The organism is Exiguobacterium sp. R-17, assembly GCF_049913315.1.
In the GTDB taxonomy this organism is placed as follows: domain Bacteria; phylum Bacillota; class Bacilli; order Exiguobacteriales; family Exiguobacteriaceae; genus Exiguobacterium_A.
The window spans coordinates 2,494,414-2,511,797 of the sequence record NZ_CP184372.1 but is presented as its reverse complement, the minus strand read 5'-3'; the positions used below and the strand labels follow the sequence as shown (position 1 = coordinate 2,511,797).

The 17,384-nt window shown below is 45.9% G+C and carries 17 protein-coding genes; 10 read left to right on the top strand and 7 right to left on the bottom strand.

Translation table 11 applies throughout. The features are described from left to right. Positions 1-38: 38 nt before the first annotated feature. Both ACN9MT_RS13210 and ACN9MT_RS13205 read right to left on the bottom strand, forming a co-directional pair. Positions 39-767, bottom strand: coding sequence for a tryptophan-rich sensory protein (locus ACN9MT_RS13210; protein ID WP_308101951.1), 729 nt, complete (start codon positions 765-767; stop codon positions 39-41). 59 nt (positions 768-826) lie between these two features. Beyond that, positions 827-1,672: a DegV family protein gene (locus tag ACN9MT_RS13205; RefSeq protein WP_426272345.1), complete on the bottom strand. Its 846-nt coding sequence runs from the start codon at positions 1,670-1,672 to the stop codon at positions 827-829. Positions 1,673-1,859: 187 nt separating this feature from the next. Between ACN9MT_RS13205 and ACN9MT_RS13200 the strand changes: the two genes are divergently transcribed. The 6 genes from ACN9MT_RS13200 to ACN9MT_RS13175 all read left to right on the top strand — a co-directional run bounded on the left by ACN9MT_RS13200 (position 1,860) and on the right by ACN9MT_RS13175 (position 6,869). Further along, positions 1,860-2,405: a helix-turn-helix domain-containing protein gene (locus ACN9MT_RS13200; protein WP_081780412.1), complete on the top strand. Its 546-nt coding sequence runs from the start codon at positions 1,860-1,862 to the stop codon at positions 2,403-2,405. Positions 2,406-2,418: 13 nt separating this feature from the next. Further along, positions 2,419-3,513: an ABC transporter ATP-binding protein gene (locus tag ACN9MT_RS13195; protein WP_035410273.1), complete on the top strand. Its 1,095-nt coding sequence runs from the start codon at positions 2,419-2,421 to the stop codon at positions 3,511-3,513. Further along, positions 3,513-4,319: an ABC transporter permease gene (locus ACN9MT_RS13190; RefSeq protein ID WP_414651173.1), complete on the top strand. Its 807-nt coding sequence runs from the start codon at positions 3,513-3,515 to the stop codon at positions 4,317-4,319. The genes ACN9MT_RS13195 and ACN9MT_RS13190 overlap by 1 nt, the downstream gene beginning before the upstream one ends. Further along, a complete protein-coding gene (locus tag ACN9MT_RS13185; protein WP_035410268.1) occupies positions 4,319-5,119 on the top strand; it encodes an ABC transporter permease in 801 nt (266 codons plus the stop codon). The genes ACN9MT_RS13190 and ACN9MT_RS13185 overlap by 1 nt, the downstream gene beginning before the upstream one ends. A 3-nt stretch (positions 5,120-5,122) precedes the next feature. Further along, on the top strand, positions 5,123-6,193 hold the full coding sequence (locus tag ACN9MT_RS13180) for an ABC transporter substrate-binding protein (RefSeq protein ID WP_056063175.1): 1,071 nt from the start codon (positions 5,123-5,125) through the stop codon (positions 6,191-6,193). A 163-nt stretch (positions 6,194-6,356) separates the two neighbouring features. Beyond that, positions 6,357-6,869, top strand: coding sequence for a hypothetical protein (locus ACN9MT_RS13175; RefSeq protein WP_035410262.1), 513 nt, complete (start codon positions 6,357-6,359; stop codon positions 6,867-6,869). A gap of 31 nt (positions 6,870-6,900) precedes the next feature. On the opposite strand, the gene ACN9MT_RS13170 is transcribed toward ACN9MT_RS13175, so the two are convergent. Beyond that, complete coding sequence (locus ACN9MT_RS13170) at positions 6,901-7,509, bottom strand: YktB family protein (RefSeq protein WP_035410258.1); 609 nt, start codon at positions 7,507-7,509, stop codon at positions 6,901-6,903. Between the two features lie 134 nt (positions 7,510-7,643). On the opposite strand from ACN9MT_RS13170, the gene ACN9MT_RS13165 reads away from it, so the two are divergent. Further along, positions 7,644-9,341 carry a GGDEF domain-containing protein gene (locus tag ACN9MT_RS13165; protein WP_035410254.1) on the top strand — a complete coding sequence of 566 codons (1,698 nt, stop codon included), beginning with the start codon at positions 7,644-7,646 and terminating at the stop codon, positions 9,339-9,341. A 97-nt stretch (positions 9,342-9,438) separates the two neighbouring features. Here ACN9MT_RS13165 and ACN9MT_RS13160 read toward each other — a convergent pair whose 3' ends face one another. From ACN9MT_RS13160 to ACN9MT_RS13145, 4 genes are all read right to left on the bottom strand, one after another. Next, the gene (locus tag ACN9MT_RS13160; protein WP_035410251.1) at positions 9,439-10,089 is read right to left on the bottom strand and encodes a homing endonuclease associated repeat-containing protein; all 651 of its coding nucleotides are present in this window, start codon (positions 10,087-10,089) and stop codon (positions 9,439-9,441) included. Positions 10,090-10,358: 269 nt separating this feature from the next. Continuing rightward, the gene (locus tag ACN9MT_RS13155) at positions 10,359-12,008 is read right to left on the bottom strand and encodes a peptide ABC transporter substrate-binding protein (RefSeq protein WP_056063166.1); all 1,650 of its coding nucleotides are present in this window, start codon (positions 12,006-12,008) and stop codon (positions 10,359-10,361) included. Between the two features lie 330 nt (positions 12,009-12,338). Further along, positions 12,339-12,788: a thioredoxin-dependent thiol peroxidase gene (gene bcp / locus ACN9MT_RS13150; protein ID WP_426272342.1), complete on the bottom strand. Its 450-nt coding sequence runs from the start codon at positions 12,786-12,788 to the stop codon at positions 12,339-12,341. Positions 12,789-12,801: 13 nt separating this feature from the next. Then, positions 12,802-13,641, bottom strand: coding sequence for a hypothetical protein (locus tag ACN9MT_RS13145; protein ID WP_426272341.1), 840 nt, complete (start codon positions 13,639-13,641; stop codon positions 12,802-12,804). Between the two features lie 121 nt (positions 13,642-13,762). Between ACN9MT_RS13145 and ACN9MT_RS13140 the strand changes: the two genes are divergently transcribed. The 3 genes from ACN9MT_RS13140 (at position 13,763) to putP (ending at position 17,315) form a co-directional block, all read left to right on the top strand. Next, positions 13,763-14,050 carry a HesB/YadR/YfhF family protein gene (locus ACN9MT_RS13140; RefSeq protein ID WP_035410238.1) on the top strand — a complete coding sequence of 96 codons (288 nt, stop codon included), beginning with the start codon at positions 13,763-13,765 and terminating at the stop codon, positions 14,048-14,050. 130 nt (positions 14,051-14,180) lie between these two features. Beyond that, positions 14,181-15,725: an L-glutamate gamma-semialdehyde dehydrogenase gene (gene pruA / locus ACN9MT_RS13135; RefSeq protein WP_029342578.1), complete on the top strand. Its 1,545-nt coding sequence runs from the start codon at positions 14,181-14,183 to the stop codon at positions 15,723-15,725. A gap of 78 nt (positions 15,726-15,803) precedes the next feature. Further along, a complete protein-coding gene (gene putP, locus ACN9MT_RS13130; protein WP_308101946.1) occupies positions 15,804-17,315 on the top strand; it encodes a sodium/proline symporter PutP in 1,512 nt (503 codons plus the stop codon). Positions 17,316-17,384 lie beyond the last annotated feature (69 nt).

Here is a 17,384-nt window from a genome sequence, read left to right as displayed (position 1 = left end):
TTTTCTCTAGTATACGCCGTTCGAATGAGAAAGGAACGTCACTTGCTCACGCTGACTCGACGGCGCATCCGTACAAGAAGGAAGATATACCCGGCTAACAATAAGACGACGCTACCGAGAACCGCCGTATCGACGAGACCGTTATCCGACTCGAAATTGATTGCGATGTACGCCCAGACGAAGACGAGCGGATAAATCGGATCGCGGTTTGTGAACATGAAGAGAAGGGCGACGATGACACCGACGACCAGCATAATCATCGTCCAACCGGCATCTCCGATTCCAAGCCACGACGTCACGCCCTCTGCGTTGATCGTTAGGAAGATGTCGGCGATCGTTGCGACCGATACCCAGCCGAGATAAAGCGAGAAAGGTAGCTTGAAGCGTAAGCCTTTCGTCTCGCGGTCGATTTTCGAGTAGATGACGATCAATGACAGCAAGAGACCAACGATGACGACGACAGATACGACGAACAATTCGAAGGTGAATGAGACAATCCAGCCAGCATTGAATAAACAGCTGATCAGGAACCATGGTCCGATTTTTTTCGCCAGTTCATGTTCCTTGAATTTTGGGATCGTTTGGAGAATCAACCAAATGAGTAAAATCGTATAGATCAATCCCCAAATCGAGAACGCATAACCAGCCGGTTTGAATAACGTAAAGATGGAGTCAGAAATCCGTCCTGTCTTTCCACCATCGAGGGCGTTCACAGCAATCGTAAAGATGAAGCCGACCCAGTTAAGCCAAATCCATTTATTTTTCAAACAAAAAACCTCCTTTATTCTCTAAAGAAGGTTTACCCAAAAATCATTTTCATTAGTCATCATGGTCGACGCGTCGGGTTCAAAAAGGACATGCCGATGGCGGGGTTTCCGGTATGTGAACCGAGAACCGGCGTTAAATCATCGATTCGGACCCGGACGTCGAACTGTGCTTCGAGTCGATTTTTCCAATCGAGCGCCAGTTCATACGCTGTCGCGTGGAACAACGAGATGTCCGTCACTTGACCGCGCTCGAGAATCAAAACAAGGTGATCAAAAATCTTTGAATGGGCTTTCTTGAACGTCCGAACGGTTTGGTATGGAACGATCTTTCCTTCTTCGAAGTGGAACAACGGACGCAGTTGCAACAAGTTACCGACGAATGCCTTCGTCGAGGAGATCCGTCCACCGGCTTGCAATTGATCGAGGTTCGCGACAGTGAATTCGATATGGTGGTCGAAACGACGCTCCAGAATGAACTGTTCGACGGATTCAATCGAATGTCCCGCTTCGACGAGCTCGATTGCCTCTGCTAAGAGCTGACCAGCCGGATAAATCCCACAACGAGAATCAATCGCGATCAAGCGGAAGCCGGCAATTTCTGCGCCTTGGACGGACGCGTTATACGTTCCGCTCAGTTCACTCGACAGGTGGACAGCAAAACCGATGTCGTAATCTTCTTTTAGTCGTTCGTAGTGTTCGGTAAAACTACCGATGGAAGGTTGACTCGTCGTCACTTTATGTTTTGCATCAATCCAGCTATAGACGGTTTCCGCATTTACATCGACCCCATCGATGAAACTTTCGCCATCCTTCATGACGAGTAAAGGGACAACCGAGAGATCGTCGCGCTTTGCGATCGTATCCGGTAAAATCGTCGTACTATCAGTGATCCAAGCAATCCGCATTACAAGTTCCTCCTCAAATTAGTACCTGATAATAATTGTAGGTGTAAGCGTTCTCGCTGTCAAATGAACATTAAAAAATATCAAACGTTTTAGTTGATTAAATAATGAAATACGCTATAATCGGTACGTGATTAGTAAACTTTTAGTCATCTTATACTAAACTAAGCCGATGAGAGGAGGACGTCGATTGTACTCAATCGGACAAAAAATCAAGAACCTCCGTCTTCAAAAGGGATTGACGCAAGAGGAACTCGGGGAAAGAACAGACCTGAGTAAAGGGTACATCTCGCAACTCGAACGGGAAATCAGTTCCCCATCGATCGAGACACTGTTTCATCTCCTTGAAGTCCTTGGCATCTCACCGAAGGATTTCTTTGATGAGGACGCACTTAATCAAAAAGTCGTCTATGGAGAAGAAGATGTCACAACATATGCGGACGAAGAACAAGGGTATCATGTCACATGGCTCATCCCAGAATCGAATGAAAAAGAGATGGAACCGGTCCTGCTGACACTTGCGCCAGGGGGAGCCTTCAAGACATACGAACCGTCGGGAGCGGAGACATTCGTCTATGTGCTCGCGGGGAACGTCACGTTGACGCTCGGACGTCAGTCTTTTTTAGCGAAGCAAGGGGAGACACTTTACTATAAGGCTTCAGAAATTCATCAATTACGCAATGAGTCAATGCAAGAGACAAAGGTCCTCGTGACCGCAACCGACTCATACCTATAAAGGAGGAACTAGATTGGCAGATACTACGATCATTCAATTCAAGGACGTCACGAAACGTTATGACGATCAGACCGTTCTTGATCAAGTCAGCTTTGAAATCGAACGCGGCAAGTTCTATACGTTACTCGGACCATCGGGTTGCGGGAAAACGACGATCTTACGACTTATAGCCGGTTTTTCGGAAGCGACAGAGGGAGACATTATCTTCGACGGGAAACGGATCAATGATGTGCCGGCGAACAAACGTCAAGTTAATACCGTTTTCCAAGATTACGCACTGTTCCCACACTTAAATGTCTTCGAAAACATTGCTTTTGGTCTTCGGATCAAGAAGGTGAAGGAAGCGGAAATCGCACAACGTGTGACCGATGCATTGAAGTTCGTCAACTTGTCAGGTTATGAGAAACGGGAAATCACCGAGATGTCGGGTGGACAACGGCAGCGTGTCGCGATTGCCCGGGCAATCGTCAATGAACCGGAAGTCATCTTGCTCGATGAGCCGCTCTCAGCACTCGACTTGAAATTGCGGACAGAGATGCAATATGAGCTCCGTGACTTACAACGTCGTCTTGGGATCACGTTCATCTTCGTCACACATGACCAAGAAGAGGCACTCGCGATGTCAGATGAAATCTTCGTTCTCAATCACGGTGTCATTCAACAATCGGGAACGCCGACAGATATTTATGATGAACCGATCAACCGCTTCGTCGCGGACTTCATCGGCGAGTCGAATATCATTCCTGGACGTATGATTGAAGATTATCGAGTTTGGTTCGCAGAAAAAGAATTCGAATGTGTTGACCGCGGTCTTGAGCTGAACGAACCGGTCGAAATCGTCATTCGTCCCGAGGATCTTGAAATTACGAATGTGACACAAGGAAAACTAAAGGTTACGGTCGACTCACAGTTGTTCCGTGGGGTGCACTATGAGATCGCCTGTATGGATGAAGTCGGAAACGAATGGCTCGTCCACAGTACGAAAAAAGCGACGGTTGGTGAACAAATCGGTCTGACGTTTGATCCGGAAGCGATTCACGTCATGCGATTGAACGAGACGGAAGAAGAATTTGATAAGCGTCTGGAATCCTACGACGGGGTGTTATGATGCAGAAATCACGTAACTGGTATCTCATCCCGTATCTATTCTGGATCGCCTTATTCGTCATCGCACCAATTGTGCTCGTCGTCTATTATTCGTTCCTTGATCTTGATGGCAATTTCTCATTTGAGAACTACCGGAACTTCTTCACATCGACGTATCTAACGATGACGCTTAGTTCGTTCTGGTATGCTTTTTTGATCACCTTGTTTTCACTCTTGATCGGTTATCCGACGGCTTATTTGCTGACGAAGACGAAACATAAACAACTTTGGCTGTTGCTCGTCATCTTGCCGACGTGGATCAACTTATTGTTGAAAACCTACGCCTTCATCGGATTGTTCAGTACGTATGGTCTCGCAAATCAAACGCTTGAAGCGATCGGAATCGGACGGAAGCAAATCCTGTTTACCGATTTCAGTTTTGTCTTCGTCTCGGTTTACATTTTCATTCCGTTCATGATCCTACCGATCTTCAACGCGATAGAAAAACTGAACCCATCGCTCGTCTTCGCGGCACGTGATCTCGGAGCTTCAAATTTCACGACATTCCGTCGTGTCGTCTTTCCGTTGACACTTGACGGTGTGAAATCAGGCTGTCAGCTTGTCTTCATTCCGGCATTGTCACTGTTCATGATCACGCGTTTGATTGCCGGGAACCGCGTCATTACGCTCGGTACGGCGATTGAACAGCAATTCCTCGTGACACAGAACTGGGGCATGGGCGCTACGATTGCCGTCTTCCTCATCATCGCGATGGCAATCATCCTTGCCTTGACAAGTACGAAACGGAAGAAAGGAGCGACGACTTGATGAAACGTCTGAAACTAGCAAATCTTTATTTGATCGGTGTCTTCATCATTTTGTATGCTCCGATTTTTTATCTCGCATTCTATTCGTTCAACAGCGCTGATAACATGACGAACTTCGATTCGTTCACGTGGGATTGGTATAAGGAAGTCTTCCAAGATTCACGCTTGTTGATCATCGTCTTGAACACACTCGTCATCGCGTTGTTGTCGGCTGCAATCTCGACGATTCTCGGAGTATTCGGAGCGATCGGGATCCAGGCGGTCCGCAAGAAACGTGTCGAGACGTCGTTGTTGACGCTCAACAGTATCTTGATCGTCAGCCCCGATGTCATCATCGGAGCATCGTTTTTGATCTTCTTTACGATGCTTGGAATCCAGCTTGGCTTTACGTCAGTCTTACTCTCTCATATCGCATTTTCGGTACCGATCGTCGTCATTCTCGTCTTGCCGAAATTACAGGAGATGAGTCCAACGCTCGTCGATGCGGCGCGTGACTTAGGCGCGAGTCGCTGGGATGTCTTAACGAAGGTCGTCCTGCCGTACATCACACCCGGTATCTTTGCTGGATTCTTTACAGCATTGACGTATTCACTTGACGATTTTGCGGTGACATTCTTCGTAACAGGAAACGGCTTTACGACATTATCTGTCGAAATCTACTCACTTGCCCGCCAAGGGATTTCGATGAAGATCAATGCGTTGTCGACCGTCATCTTCTTGTTTACATTCCTGCTCGTCATCGGCTACTACTTCTTGAACCAACGAGCTGCTACGAAGCTTTCGCGACCGGAGGTGAAATGACCGTTGAAAAAATTGATTCAATTATTCGTCGCGATTTTCTTGATCTCGGGTGTCATCCTATTCACCTTGAATCAGTTAAACGAGACACAAGGGTATTCAGGTAAGAATGTCTTGAACATTTATAACTGGGGCGATTATATCGATCCGGCACTGATCAAACAGTTTGAAAAAGAGAGTGGCATCAAGGTCGTCTATCAGACATTCGACTCGAACGAAGCGATGTTGACGAAAATCGAACAGGGAGGAACGACGTATGATATCGCCGTCCCATCCGACTATGCGATCGCAAAGATGATCGATGAGAAGCTCGTCCTGCCGATTGATCATCAAAAAATCCCGAATCTCAAAAATATCGATTCACGTTTCTTGGATCTATCCTTTGATCCGAAAAATAAATATTCGATTCCGTATTTCTGGGGAACGGTCGGTATCGTCTACAACAAAGACTTGATCGGAAAAAAACCAACGAGCTGGAAGGATCTATGGGATCCGAAGCTGAAGAACCAGATTCTACTTGCCGATGGTGCGCGTGAAGTAATAGGTATGAGTTTGAACAGTCTCGGTTATTCCTTGAATGAGACGGATGAGTCGAAGCTACAGGAAGCAAAAGCGAACCTGATGCGTTTGACGCCAAATGTCAAAGCGATTGTCGGGGACGAAATCAAGTTATTGCTTGCGAACGAAGAAGCAGGACTTGGTGTCGTCTGGTCTGGAGATGCGAACGAGATCATGAGTGAAAACGACAAACTTGACTATGTCATTCCAAAAGAAGGCTCGAACGTCTGGTTCGATAATATCGTCATTCCAAAGACAGCTAAAAACGTCAAGGGAGCACATCAGTTCATCAACTTCATGTTACGCCCAGATATTTCAGCGAAAAATGCGGACTACGTCGGTTATTCGACACCGAACAAAGAAGGCTTAAAGTTACTCGACAAGTCGGTTCGGACGGATAAACGATTCTATCCTGATAAACAAGTCACTGATACGCTTGAAGTCTATGAGAACCTCGGGAAGAAGATGCTCGCCCATTACAATGAGTTGTTCTTAGAGTTTAAGATGCATAAGAAATGAGGAAAAACCTAGTGCTAGGGGGCACTAGGTTCTTTTTTTATTTCTCTTCATAAAAATAAATATAAGTTCCCAAAAAAAAACTGTAAAAACTGAATAATTTTTTGGAATAGGGGAATCAGTTTATTATCAACGCCTTTTTACAGGCACCGGGGAGGACATCATCATGAAACAAGTTCTAGGAATCATCTTAACTGCCGCTCTCACTGTCAGCATCGTGTCAGGCACTTCATATAAACAGCAACCGGTCGAGGCATCAAAACAATCAGACGTCAAATGGCTTCAAGAAATTCAAACACAAGCGAAACAAGCGCGCTCACTCGATGGAAAAGTCGTACTTGAAAAAACGACACTTGCACAAGTACATAAAGCGTACAAAGGGGAAAAGAACTCCAATTGGTGTCAAAGTGGAAATGGTCTTGCTTCAGCAGATCGCTCCCTTCATTACTGTTCAACGTATGGCGTGAAGGACACAAAAGCTAAAGTTAGCGCCATCGTCTATGATCCAAAGCAAATCAAACGGACGGTGACGGTCAAAGAAGCTAAAAAAGCATATCCGACAGCGAAACTCGATAAAACATTCAACGTCATGACTGTTTCCTCGAAACAGGTCAACATTTATCTAAATTTAAATTCCGACCGTACACAAGTCATGTCAATTCTAGTAAAATATAACTAACGAAAAAGGATGACCGATTCGGCCATCCTTTTTATTTAATCGTTTTATAGAGTGGTACGAGATGCGAATAGGTATTTCGAATCATTTCGAGTAATTCTTCGCGTGACAGTTGATGAACTTGTTCTGCCGGAATATGGCGACCGACAAGGAACTCTGCTTTTTTGACGTCGTGGAAACGTTGTAAACCTTTTTGAAGATCCGTCGCGTGAACAGGAACCGCGTCTTTTTTCATATGGTCATAAGAAACGACGAAATCATCCGGAAGAGTCGTCAGCAGTTCCGTATGCTGTAACAGTTTTGATGCATATTGTTGTTTGTTCGGTAACTCATAAATATAAGCGAGCCAAATGAACAAGTGATCATCAAATAGACCGATTTGAAAGTGCGGATGTTTTTTATATCCACGTTTATCGGGTGAGAATGCCATCCATGTATCTTTCGGAGGATTGACCTTCCGCCGAGCATGTTGCGCGATGTGGACATGGACATCTTCTGCTGTTGCGACCGTCAAGTCAGGTGCGACTTCTTGACCGATGTCGCGGAAGACAGGCTGAATCCGTTCACGAATCGCCTTCATCCGGGGTTCTAATCCATCAATCTGAAATGTATCAAATGCATGTTGCGTGAATGTGTTTGTCATGAAAAATATCACCTCACATTAATTGTATCAAAGGATACTATCGAAGTTCGACATTTTGCTTGAAAAGTAGAATAATGGACATTTCGATTTCCAGTAATATACAACTACATACTTAAGAGGAAGGGGAATGTTTTGTGCGTCGTTTTCAACAATATCTCCTCCGAAGCTGGGTCGTTTTTTTCGTAATCGTCATTGGCATCGATCTTTTTGCGAAGTCAAAGGATTATAATCTCAGCATCGATTTGTTTACGTTCTTATTGATTGCCGTCTTGTCGACGATTTTCGTCATCGATCCTGTCCGCCGTCGTCATATGAGTTTTACCTTTCATTTTGGATTTGTTCTCTTTACGTTTTTATCATACGGTTTGTTATCAGCGATTTTCGTCGGTCAACTGACGATGCTCATCTATCAGTTGCGGACGATCCATACGCCGATCGGACGTCGTCGAATGTTGCACAACTATCCGTTCAATGTCGCGCTCGAGTTGTTTCTGATCGTGCCAGCAGGTCTTGCCTATAATGCCCTAGGTGGAACACACGGAGACGCATTCCTGTTGACAGAAAACATCGTTCCGTTACTAGCGATGGTCGCGATCCTTTGGATCGTACTCTTGTTACAATACCAGTTATCTCGATTTCTTCTCGGAGAAAACATTCCGAGTGACGTCATGTTCCAGCTCTTACGTTTTGAAGCAGTCGTCATCACGGCAGAACTGTTATATGGGATCTTCAGTACACTCGTCGTCCAAGGGAATGGGAATAGTGGACTCGTCATGGCAGCATTTGCATTGTTCATCATCAAACGAGCACTCGGGAGTTCGGTCGAAGCGTCTGATCGTATCGAACATTGGGAGCAGATCGAGCGATTGAAAGAAGCAGCTTGGAAGGACGGCGATGCACAGTTCATCATCGAGCGATATCTGCGACAGCTCAATCAATTCGTCAAACCGGATATCGCTTGGATTAAGTTTGATTTTGAAGAAGGCAAGCAGACTGTCTACTATTCGTTGAAGGATGGACGAAAGTTAAAAGCAGATCATGTCGAAGGACGAATCATTGAAGATATCATCGAAAAAGAAGAAGTCCTTCTTTACGGCATGCAACAGGAATGGGATATTCGTCTGTACGATTGTCTGCCAGAAGAAACACAATCTGTCCTCTTCATCCAACCGGAGGCGACGGAGACGATTAACTGCTCCTTATTCCTTGCGTCCCATGCGAGTGGAGAGTTCACGAAGGATTTCGGATACGAGTTATACCGCGCTTTACGTGTTCTATCATGGGCCGTTGAACGAGCGCACGAGCGAGAGCGGTTATTGACGGATAGTCGAACAGATGCGATGACAAAATTGCCAAACTATCGTGCGCTACAAGAGTGGGGCGATCGTCGTATTAAACAACGCGATCTGTATCCGTTCTCTGCATTGATGATTGATTTGGATCACTTTAAACAAATCAATGATACGTATGGTCATGAAGTCGGAGATGTCGTTTTATTTGAAGTCGCGAAGTTATTGATGCAAGCAACACGTATCACGGATCTCGTTGCGCGTTACGGGGGAGAGGAATTCGTCATCTTGCTACCAAATACGGATCTTGATTCCGCACAAATCGTTGCAGAACGGATTCGTGAGACGTTACATGCGCATCCTATTTTAGTTGAAGGTCACACCCTTCAGATCACAGCAAGTATCGGGATCGATACGTTAAAGGAACTTGGGGATCTCGCGAGTCTGATTCGAAATGCGGACCGGGCGATGTACGTCGGTGCCAAGTTCCAAGGACGCGATCGTGTCGCATCGTATCAGGAGTGGAAAGAGAAGGTCATTTAAAGAAGCGAATAGAAGGTGGCGGATGCGTCACCTTCTTTTTTGATGTAAAAAATCCTTCCAGTTCAAATGAACGAGAAGGATTGAAGAAGGTATAAGTTCATTGGGCTTGTTGTTTACTAAGGCGAATCTCGTTTTCGATCGCATGGATCGCGGCTGACCAAGACCCATAGCGATGAAGTAAGGCTTTCGTCGATGGTTTGTTGTTTCGCTTTGCCCATTCTCGATATGCTTCAAAGGAGAGGGAGAAGCCAACTTCTTCGATTGCTTGACGCAGGGAAGCAGCAAGTTCAGCTTTTGAATAGGTGACACTTGCTTCAAGTCCTGCTGCGGTACAGGCGTCATGCCATGAACCGAACATCTTGACGATATGATAGTGACTCGGGGCATGATGGACGGATTTACGCCACATTTGATACTTTTTGAGCGTGATCGTCGAGCCGACGTCTTGTGCATACCGTTCGAATGACTTTAAGATCTCGTCTTTCGTGTATTTAGGTGCACGCTCAAGTTCCTCCGGCTGTTGATCGACATTCCACTCGTATCCAGCAGCAGATAAGGCTTCTGGCCATGAACCGAATTGACGAATGATGTTTTCTGGCTGAGGCCAGTCATTCACGAGAGCATAACGGCGATAGACAGTGCGGCGTGGACGATCCTGGATGAGTTCACCGACCGCGCGGATGGCTTCAATCATCTCAAGTTGCTCTTCTGTATAACTCTGTTGACTCGTAAGTACACGTTGCTTCATGAGTGAGTCCTCCTTCCTAGTTCGATGTAATATTGAGGCAAAAGTCCTCTGTATTAGATATATCGGTACATTTCCATTAATTATGAATAATTCCCGCAAAATATTGTAAATAAAGTGAATCGGATTCTTTGCTTAGTATAAATGGAAGTCATGGAAATGAAAACAGAATGACACGAAATTTTAATTCTATTCAGAAAAATAGGACAAACGGCTCATATGGAAAAAAAGACCAGACACGCTCGTCAGCGAATCTGGTCTTCGGATATAACTTATTTTCCTTCAATGGAAGCCCATTTGTACGAAGTATCCGCACCAACTTTGTGGTTGACGACTCCTTTGACATACGGTTTACGTAGGAAGGATGCTCCACGTTGGTACATGACTGAGATGGCTTGATCATCCTCAAGGAGTGTTTTCTCAGCATCTTTCAGTGACTGCCAACGTTTTGCTGCATCGACTTCTTTTTGAGCCGATTTGATGAGTGAATCATACTTATCGCTTGTGTACTTACCACGGTTGTATGGTCCACCTGTTACCCACATATCAAGGAACGTCATCGGATCCTGATAGTCAGGTCCCCATCCTGCGAATGACAGTTCGAATTCACCTTTTGATTCAAGATCCAATTTGTTCTTGAACGGTTGTTGTTTGATCGTGACTTCAAGACCTGGAAGGTTTTTCTCCCACTCGCCTTTGAGGTACTCAGAGATTTTCTTCGAGTTGTCATCATCGTACGAAAGAAGCTCGAGTTTCACCGATTTCTTACCGACTTCTTTGAGACCTTTTTCGAACGATGCTTTGGCTGAAGAAGCGTCGTATGACCCGAAGCCTTCGTTGCCGTCACGGAAGTCTTTACCGTCTGGACCTTTAGCGAAGTCTTTTGGTACATAGTAGTACGCAGGGATCGAACCGTTGTTCAAGAGGACTTTCGCCATCTGCGCTTTATCGTATCCCGAATCGATCGCTTTACGGATATCCTTGTTTTTCAAGAGTTCATTCTTGAAGTTCATTTGGATGTAGTACATTGACGCATCAAGACGCGTATCGAACTCTTTGCTATCTTTGTACTGATCAACGAACTCACTCGTCAGACCGACTTGGTCGACATCACCTTTTTCGTAAAGGTTGACGCTCGTTGAGACTTCCTTAACGATCTTGAAGTTGATGTCATCGAGCTTGACGTTGTCTTTATCCCAGTACTGGTCGTTCTTCTTAAAGCTCCAGCCGACTTCCGTCTTCCAATCCGAGAGGGTGAATGGTCCGTTGTAGAGGAATGTATCCGGCTTCGTCGCAAAGTTTTTCCCTTGTTTTTCGACGAATTCTTGCTTGAGCGGCATGAATGAACCAAAACCAGTCAATGATTTGAAGTATTCAGCCGGTTGCGTCAACTTGACTTCGAGTGTTTTGTCGTCGACCGCTTTAACTGCAACGTCATCTGCTTTCCCTTTACCCGTATTGTACGCTTCCGCACCGTCGATGATATACATGATATACGCATATTGCGAACCGCTCTTCGGATCGAGGACGCGTTTCCACGCATATTCGAAGTCTTTTGCTGTGACATCGCTGCCATCCGACCATTTTGAATCACGAAGTTTGAACGTGTATGTAAGTCCATCTTCCGAAACATCTACACTCTCAGCAACACCTGGTGTTGCTTCTTGTTTGTCGTCAAGACGGAACAGACCTTCTTGAACGTTGTTCAATACTGTGAAGGATACAGAGTCCGTTGCGACTGTCGGGCTAAGAGCCGGAATGTCTGAACCGCTCGTTAAGTTCAAGACTTGTTTGTCTGAAGTTTTGTCGCCTGACGTCGAGCCGCCTTCTTTTTTACCTTCATCTGTCGTCGAACATGCCGCAAGACTTGATCCAGCGATTGTCAGTGCTCCGACGAGTGCGAGTGCCTTTTTCTTCTTCATAAAGTAAATCCCTCCCAAAAGAAATAGATATATATGGTGAAACGAAAAGAACCGATAGGATAGCGATCCGGTGTCCGACTAAAAATAAGAGGGGTCATCGCCTTTTATTCTTAAGCTATGGAAAGCACCGGATCAACTTGTTATCAATAATAAATACAATATTCAGAAAAATCAATAGAATATTTTCAGATTATTTCAAAATCATTAAATTTGTGTGTGATACCAACGTTTCCTTACATGAAATTATTTTTATGTAAGGATAAAATTAGGAATATTAATAATCTGCACATACAAAAAGAACCAGTTGAATGATTCAACTGGTTCTTCGAATTATTTCTGTTCTTGTACGTATTGAAGTGCTTCTGCGACGTGATCTTTTACTTTCACACTACGCCATTCCTTGACGATTTCACCGGATTCATCGATTAAGAAAGTCGAGCGTACGATTCCATAATATTCCTTACCGTAGTTCTTCTTTAATTGCCAGACGCCATATTGTTCACAGACTTCGTGATTGACATCTGATAACAATTGAAACGGTAATTCGTATTTCGCGATAAAGTTCTGATGACGCTTCTGGCTATCGGCGGAGACGCCGAGAATGACGGTGTTGTTCTCTTCGAACGCTTGCGTCGCATCGCGGAAATCACATGCCTCGGTCGTACAGCCAGGCGTTGAATCCTTCGGATAGAAATAAAGTACGACTTTTTTTTCGCGATAATCCTCAAGGGAGATTGGTTCTCCTTGTGCATTTGGAAGGGTGAATGTTGGTGCTTGCATGAAAAATTCCTCCTTATCCTAATTCCATGTTTAATTGATCCGCATATTTTTCAAGCTTCTTTTGAAGACTTTCTTTTAATGGATCGAGTGCGATCAAGTACTTCTCATAATCCGTACCGGCTTTCGCTGTCTTCATGAGGAGAGGCTGTTCTTCCTCATACCAATCTGCATAGTCTTGATAGTAATCAACAAGCGTCTCAGGGTTTCCTTCATTCTTCAGCGCCTCACCGTAAATCATCAGAATATTACTGTTCATCTCAAGCGCCATATAATCCGTTTGCGCATTGACGCGAGAGAAGACGGCATCCTGTTCTTTTTCATCCGTTTTCCCGATTTCGTCTGCTGCTTTCGCATTGACACCATACTCATCGGCGTTAAACCCAGTGAACAGATCACCAAGCGTCGAGAAGACGGCCGGGTCGAACGTCGTCGGTGTCAGAACGATCTTCCACTCATCGTCTTTCTTCAATAACAGCTTCGATCCGCGGTTCGGGAGAATTGCTCCCTTCGCATCCTTGAATTCATGGATGATATAAGCGACGTCGCCCTTTTGGAACGACCTGACGATTTTACCAGGAATGACGTTCAAGTTCTTCGCACCAACGGCGAGGGGTTCAAGTTGTTTTGTGTCACCTGTATATTCAATCGATGCGAGGTCTTTCGCATCTGCTCGTCCCGATTGACCGAGCGTTTTTTCATAGGTTTGATAGATATCGAGAACGGCTTGTTCAGCCTTCTGTTGTTTCGTTTCCGTCGTCTTCGGGGATTTGGTATTTGTAGAAGACGGGGAATCGTTTCCGCAACCGACGAGTACGAGACTGGTCGCAAGCAGCACTACGAGCGATCGTTTCATTCGAATTCCTCCTAGATGGGTGTTCCTTGATGATTTCATAGCTAATCTTGTCTCTACCATACAGGAAATTCGCTTTTTTGAGTAGGATATCGGTACACTAAACGAAAGGGGAGTGATAGATATGAAAATTCATATTACAGACGAGGCATTGCAATACTTTAAAAATGAGATGGAAGCACAATCGGGCGATACGATTCGCTTTTTCGCAAAATATGGTGGATCAACGGATTTAACGCAAGGTTTCTCCGTCGGCGTTCATATGGAAGAAGTCGAACGGGCAGCGGTCGAGGAAGTCGTCGACGGTATTCATTTCGTCGTATCTGACCAAGATGACTGGTTATTCCAAGGACAAGACGTCAAAGTCTCGATCGAAAACGAAGAGATTGTTTTTTCACAAGCGAAGGAATGATAGAGGAACGAGGAGAGACCGAATCGGTCGCTCCTTTATTTTTTTGACTAGAATAATTGTAAGCGGACTCATGCTTCTGTACAATGGAGAATGTAAGCGATTTAAAGTAGAGATTAAAGGGGGAATAGAGATGATTCCGTACAAACACGAACCATTCACGGACTTCTCACAAGAAGCAAACAAGAAAGCGTTCGAAGAGGCACTTGCACTCGTCACGCAAGAACTCGGCAAAGATTATCCGCTCGTCATCGGTGGAAAACATGTGACGACGGAAGATAAAATCGTCTCCGTCAATCCGGCCAACAAAGAAGAGATCGTCGGACGTGTCTCAAAAGCGACACAGGAACATGCAGAAGAAGCGATGCAAGCAGCAGTCACAGCCTTCGAAACATGGAAATTCGTCAATCCGTCTGTACGTGCGGACGTCCTATTCAAAGCAGCGAACATCATCCGTAAGCGGAAGCATGAGTTCTCTGCCTACCTCGTCAAAGAAGCAGGGAAGCCTTGGAATGAAGCGGATGCGGATACAGCAGAAGCAATTGACTTCCTCGAATACTACGCACGTCAGATGCTCGTCTTAAAAGACGGTAAGAAAGTCGAGAGTCGTCCAGGCGAATACAATCGTTACGATTACATTCCACTCGGTGTCGGTGTCATCATCTCACCATGGAACTTCCCACTCGCGATCATGGCTGGAACAGCCGTCGCAGCAATCGTGGCAGGGAACCCGATCCTCTTGAAACCAGCATCGACGACACCGGTCGTCGCAGCGAAATTCGTTGAAGTGATGGAGCAAGCTGGTCTTCCGGCAGGCGTCTTGAACTTCGTACCCGGTTCAGGAGCAGAAGTCGGCGACTACCTCGTCGATCACCCAAAAACACGTTTCATCAGCTTCACGGGATCACGTGATGTCGGTCTTCGCATCAATGAGCGAGCATCAAAACTGAACGAAGGTCAAATCTGGCTCAAACGTGTCATCGCGGAAATGGGCGGAAAAGATACGATGGTCATCGATGAGTCGGCTGACCTCGATTACGCAGCGGACATGATCACGAAAGCGGCATTCGGATTCTCAGGTCAAAAATGTTCAGCTTGTTCACGTGTCGTCGCACTCGACTCTGTCTATGACGAGTTGCTCGAAAAAGTCGTCGCGAACACAAACAAACTCAGCATCGGTAACCCGACGGATGTCTCAAACAATGTCGGACCAGTCATCGATGCAGCAGCCTTCAAGAAAATCACGTCGTACTTCGACGTCGCAAAAGAAGAAGGACGCATCGTCGCAGGTGGTACGGCTGACGATTCAACAGGATTCTTCGTCTCACCGACAGTCGTCGCGGACGTTCAACCAACGGATCGTTTGATGCAAGAAGAAATCTTCGGACCAGTTGTCGCCTTCACGAAAGCGAAAGATTTCAAAGAAGCAATCGATATCGCAAACAACACGGAATACGGATTGACAGGTGCTGTCATCACGCAAGACCGGACGAATCAAGAGTACGCACGTGCGAACTTCCACGTCGGTAACCTCTACTTCAACCGGGGTTGCACAGGCGCAATCGTTGGCTACCAACCATTTGGTGGGTTCAACATGTCAGGTACGGATTCGAAAGCGGGCGGACCGGATTACTTGACTTTACATCTTCAAGCAAAAACTACTTCAGAAATGTTCTGAAATGGTGTTTAATAGATGAAACGGGTGTGCGACCTGCACACCCGTTTTTCTTATATCACGGAAAAAGGGGGAGCAAGGATGAACGGAATGTGGTTCGCGATTTTGCTATATCTCGGCCTGATGGTCGCACTTGGCGTCATTGCGTATTATCGGACGAAGAACATGAATGACTATATGCTTGGAGGACGTACGATCGGTCCCGTCGTCACGGCGCTCTCTGCAGGAGCAAGTGACATGAGTGGGTGGCTGTTGATGGGTTTACCGGGTGCGATGTATGCAACTGGTCTGTCCAGTGGATGGATTGTCGTCGGATTATTACTTGGCGCTTATGCCAACTGGTTACTCGTCGCGCCTCGTCTGCGTGCGTATACGGCACATGCAGGGGATGCAATCACGATTCCCGATTACTTTGAAAAACGATTCCACGATAAAAGTGGTGTTTTGCGTACCGTTTCAGCTGGAGTTATTTTAATATTCTTTATAATGTACGCATCAAGTGGTTTTGTCGCAGGTGGTCGTTTATTCGAAGCTGTCTTTGGTCTTGAATATACAACAGGTCTTTGGATTCTCGCAGGCGTCGTCATTGCGTATGTCTTCCTCGGTGGTTTCCTTGCCGTCAGTTGGACGGACGTCGTGCAAGGGATGATCATGGTCATCGCATTGCTGATCGTACCAGCTGTCGCGCTGACTTTAAGTGGTGGGATTAATGATACACTGGAGACGATCCGGTCGACAGGCGGCTCGAAACTGGAACTGTTCAAAGGGACGACGACGATCGGTATCATCTCGCTTCTCGCGTGGGGACTCGGCTATTTTGGACAGCCGCATATCATCGTTCGTTTCATGGCGATTCGTAACTTACATGAGATGAAGTCGGCGCGTCGTGTCGGGATGATTTGGATGACGTTCTCGATCGTTGGTGCAATGGTGACGGGCTTGATCGGATATGCCTATTACACGCAACAAAGTGCGGGATTAAAAAATCCAGAGAATGTCTTCATTCAATTATCACGTGACCTTTTCCCAGGGTTCATTACAGGGTTGTTGCTTGCAGCCTTACTTGCTGCGATCATGTCGACGATTTCGACGCAGCTGCTCGTTTCTTCAAGTGCGGCAACGAATGATTTCTATCACCGTTTCTTTAAACGTGATGCTTCAGACCGTGAATTGATGTTGATGGGGCGTGCTATGGTTCTTGTCGTAGCGCTTCTTGCGATTCTCTTATCATTCGGTGCGGAGAAGTCGATCTTGACGCTTGTCGGATACGCGTGGGCTGGTTTTGGTTCAGCGTTCGGTCCGGTCGTGCTGTTCAGCTTACTGTGGCGCCGGATGAACAAGACGGGAGCACTCGCTTCAATGATCACGGGATCCGTCGTCGTTATCGCTTGGATCCTCATTAACCAAAATGTTGAGGGATTACCATCGTATATTTCGGAAATGTACGAGATGATTCCAGCATTCATCGCTTCGACGATCGCGCTCGTTATCGGTAGTCTTGTGACGAAGGAACCGAGCCAAGCGATCTATGATGAATTCGATCAAGTACAAGCACAACTAAAAGGTGCAGAGCCTGAGCGAAAAATCGTCTAAATAACGGAAAGGGGTGTTTCCTGAGTAAAGGAGACACTCCTTTTTTTGTTTACTTGATACGTTATTATT

Bases quoted from the DNA above. Each gene is read 5' to 3' on its own strand.
- ACN9MT_RS13205 (WP_426272345.1), bottom strand. From the start codon at position 1,672: ATGCGGATTGCTTGGATCACTGATAGTACGACGATTTTACCGGATACG.
- ACN9MT_RS13190 (WP_414651173.1), top strand. From the start codon at position 3,513: ATGCAGAAATCACGTAACTGGTATCTCATCCCGTATCTATTCTGGATC.
- ACN9MT_RS13185 (WP_035410268.1), top strand. From the start codon at position 4,319: ATGAAACGTCTGAAACTAGCAAATCTTTATTTGATCGGTGTCTTCATC.
- ACN9MT_RS13175 (WP_035410262.1), top strand. From the start codon at position 6,357: ATGAAACAAGTTCTAGGAATCATCTTAACTGCCGCTCTCACTGTCAGC.
- ACN9MT_RS13170 (WP_035410258.1), bottom strand. From the start codon at position 7,509: ATGACAAACACATTCACGCAACATGCATTTGATACATTTCAGATTGAT.
- ACN9MT_RS13160 (WP_035410251.1), bottom strand. From the start codon at position 10,089: ATGAAGCAACGTGTACTTACGAGTCAACAGAGTTATACAGAAGAGCAA.
- ACN9MT_RS13155 (WP_056063166.1), bottom strand. From the start codon at position 12,008: ATGAAGAAGAAAAAGGCACTCGCACTCGTCGGAGCACTGACAATCGCT.
- bcp (WP_426272342.1), bottom strand. From the start codon at position 12,788: ATGCAAGCACCAACATTCACCCTTCCAAATGCACAAGGAGAACCAATC.
- ACN9MT_RS13145 (WP_426272341.1), bottom strand. From the start codon at position 13,641: ATGAAACGATCGCTCGTAGTGCTGCTTGCGACCAGTCTCGTACTCGTC.
- ACN9MT_RS13140 (WP_035410238.1), top strand. From the start codon at position 13,763: ATGAAAATTCATATTACAGACGAGGCATTGCAATACTTTAAAAATGAG.
- pruA (WP_029342578.1), top strand. From the start codon at position 14,181: ATGATTCCGTACAAACACGAACCATTCACGGACTTCTCACAAGAAGCA.
- putP (WP_308101946.1), top strand. From the start codon at position 15,804: ATGAACGGAATGTGGTTCGCGATTTTGCTATATCTCGGCCTGATGGTC.